This window comes from Streptomyces sp. E11-3, from assembly GCF_046540415.1.
GTDB lineage: Bacteria > Actinomycetota > Actinomycetes > Streptomycetales > Streptomycetaceae > Streptomyces.
The window spans coordinates 1-3,326 of record NZ_JAZGRL010000042.1 but is presented as its reverse complement, the minus strand read 5'-3'; the positions used below and the strand labels follow the sequence as shown (position 1 = coordinate 3,326).

The window sequence follows — 3,326 nt, the reverse complement described above, 5'->3', positions numbered from 1 at the left end:
TCCTTTTCCGTTCCGTTTCCGGTCTGGAATTCGAATCCGTGGCCGTTGGAAAGCCATTTGCCTTTCGGCGGAGACCGACTTTATCAGAGAATCTGAGTCGGTTTTCCACCCTCCCTCACGGGCTCGCGACAAGGCACACAGGTGCGCCCGGACGCGTTGGGGTGGAGACGTAAACGTACTGGAGCGGGGCGCCCCGATGCAAATCGAGGCGCCCCGCTCCAGGCGTGCTGCTCCCGGCGTCAGACCTCGACGACGACGGGGAGGATCATCGGGCGTCGGCGGTAGGTGTCCGAGACCCACTTGCCCAGTGTGCGGCGCACGAGTTGCTGCAGCTGGTGGGGTTCGACGACGCCGTCCTGGGCGGACTTCTCCAGGACTTCCTGGATCTTGGGGATCACCGCACTGAAGGCGGAGTCGTCGATACCCGAACCGCGGGCCTGGACGTGTGGGCCGCCGGTGATCTTTCCGGTGCTTGAGTCGACCACGACGAACACCGAGATGATGCCCTCGTCGCCGAGGATTCGGCGGTCCTTGAGGGAGGACTCGGTGACATCGCCGACCGAGAGGCCGTCGACGTACACGTATCCGGCCTGGACCTTGCCGACGATCTTGGCCTTGCCCGCGACCAGGTCGACCACGACGCCGTCTTCCGCGATGACGATCTGACCCTGCGGAACCCCGGTCAGCGCGCCCAGCTCGGCGTTCGCGCGCAGGTGGCGCCATTCGCCGTGGACCGGCATCAGGTTCCTGGGCTTGCAGATGTTGTAGAAGTACAGGAGTTCGCCGGCCGAGGCGTGGCCGGAGACGTGCACCTTGGCGTTGCCCTTGTGGACCACGTTGGCGCCCCACCTGGTCAGGCCGTTGATCACGCGGTAGACCGCGTTCTCGTTGCCCGGGATCAGGGACGAGGCCAGGATGACCGTGTCGCCCTGGACGATGCGGATCTGGTGGTCGCGGTTGGCCATCCGGGAGAGCGCCGCCATCGGCTCGCCCTGGGAACCGGTGCAGACCAGGACGACCTCGTCGTCCGGCAGGTCGTCGAGGGTCTTGACGTCGACGACCAGCCCGGCCGGGACCTTTAGGTAGCCGAGGTCCCTGGCGATGCCCATGTTGCGGACCATCGAACGGCCGACGAAGGCGACCCGGCGGCCGTACTCGTGGGCGGCGTCGAGGATCTGCTGGATGCGGTGCACATGGCTGGCGAAGCTGGCCACGATGACGCGCTTCTGGGCGCCGGCGAAGACCTGGCGCAGGACACCCGAGATGTCGCGCTCGGGCGGGACGAAGCCCGGCACCTCGGCGTTGGTCGAGTCGGCCAGGAGCAGGTCGATGCCCTCTTCGCCGAGTCTGGCGAAGGCGCGCAGGTCGGTGAGGCGGCCGTCCAGCGGCAGTTGGTCCATCTTGAAGTCGCCGGTGTGCACCACCATGCCCGCGGGGGTGCGGATGGCGACCGCCAGGGCGTCCGGGATGGAGTGGTTGACCGAGACGAACTCGCAGTCGAAGGGGCCGATGCGCTCGCGGTGTCCCTCGGTGACCTCAAGGGTGTACGGGCGGATGCGGTGCTCCTGGAGCTTCGCCTCGATCAGGGCGAGGGTCAGCTTGGAGCCGATCAGCGGGATGTCCGGCTTCTCCCGGAGCAGATAGGGGACGCCGCCGATGTGGTCCTCGTGGCCGTGGGTGAGCACGATGCCGTCGATGTCGTCGAGACGGTCCCTGACGCTGCTGAAGTCCGGCAGGATCAGATCGATTCCGGGCTGCTCCTCCTCCGGGAAGAGCACTCCGCAGTCGACGATCAGGAGGCGACCGCCGTACTCGAAGACGGTCATGTTGCGGCCGATCTCGCCGAGACCGCCGAGCGGGGTGACGCGCAGGCCGCCCTCGGGCAGCTTCGGCGGAGCGCCGAGCTCAGGATGCGGATGACTCAAAAGACTCTCCTACCCACGCGCGCCACGTACCCCAGAGGCACGTGGCGCGCATGACACTCATGCAGTTGCGGTTGCTGTTGTCGTCTGTGCTGTCTGTGTTGCGTTGGTCTGGCTATTCAGTTGGTCCGGATATTCGGTTGTGAAGTCTGTGGTTACAGCTGTACCCCGCCGGCGGCGAGGTCGATCTTGAGCTGGTGGGTCTCCTCGGGCGGCAGCTCCACCATCGGCAGGCGCAGCGGTCCGGCCGGGAGGCCCTGCAGCGCGAGCGCGGCCTTGGTGGTGATCACGCCCTGGGTGCGGAACATGCCGGTGAAGACCGGGAGCAGCTTCTGGTGGATCTCCGTCGCCTTGTGGACGTCGCCGTTGTTGTGGGCGTCGAGCATGGCGCGCAGCTCCGGGGTCACCACATGGCCGACGACGGAGACGAAGCCGACCGCGCCGACGGAGAGCAGCGGGAGGTTGAGCATGTCGTCGCCGGAGTACCACGCGAGGCTTGAACGTGCGATGGCCCAGCTGGCGCGGCCGAGGTCGCCCTTGGCGTCCTTGTTGGCGACAATCCGGGGGTGCTCGGAGAGCCGGACGAGGGTCTCGGTGTTGATCGGTACGCCGCTGCGTCCGGGGATGTCGTAGAGCATGACCGGCAGTCCGGTCGAGTCCGCGATGGCGGTGAAGTGCCGGAACAGGCCCTCTTGGGGGGGCTTGTTGTAGTACGGCGTGACGGCCAGCAGGCCGTGGGCGCCGACTTCCTCCGCCGCGCGGGCGAGTTGGAGGCTGTGGCGGGTGTCGTTGGTGCCGACTCCGGCGACGATGTGGGCGCGGTCGCCGACCGCCTCCAGTACGGCTCGTACGAGCTCGGTTTTCTCCGCGTCGCTGGTGGTCGGGGACTCGCCGGTGGTGCCGTTGATGATCAGGCCGTCGTTGCCTGCGTCCACCAGGTGGGCGGCGAGCTGCTGCGCGCCGTCGAGGTCGAGTGCGCCGTCCGCCGTGAAGGGCGTGACCATGGCGGTGAGGACCCTCCCGAAGGGGGTCTGCGGAGTGGAGGTCGGAGCCATGGGTAACACGCTACTCGCTGCTCAGCGCGTGGTCCCCCCTCGGGGGAGGTGGCAGACGCGACAAAGGGAGCCCGACACTGCCTGCTCGGGGGTTCAAGCAGTGCCGGGTCCGTTTGATCAGGCTAGATGAACTTCACGAAAAGCCGCAATACGGACACTTCGCTTAGCCGACCGCACATCTGTGCCCGCGCCGTACCCGCATGCCTTAGAGCCTGTCTTTGAACCCCCGTCGTCCGCCCGAAGGGCGGGCGCAGCGCCCGCCGCGAAGCGGCTGATATCCCGGCGGTGCGTGCCCTCGGCGTGCGGCGTCGCAGGTCATGAATGGGGTCTCCCCTGCTCAGGGGGGCAC

General features: G+C 67.4%; 2 protein-coding genes. Both read right to left on the bottom strand.

Annotation, left to right across the window (positions count from 1 at the left end; all coding sequences use genetic code 11):
- Positions 1-239 precede the first annotated feature (239 nt).
- A complete protein-coding gene (locus tag U9R90_RS34610; protein WP_411061327.1) occupies positions 240-1,925 on the bottom strand; it encodes a ribonuclease J in 1,686 nt (561 codons plus the stop codon).
- Positions 1,926-2,077: 152 nt separating this feature from the next.
- A complete protein-coding gene (dapA, locus tag U9R90_RS34605; protein ID WP_411061325.1) occupies positions 2,078-2,977 on the bottom strand; it encodes a 4-hydroxy-tetrahydrodipicolinate synthase in 900 nt (299 codons plus the stop codon).
- Positions 2,978-3,326 lie beyond the last annotated feature (349 nt).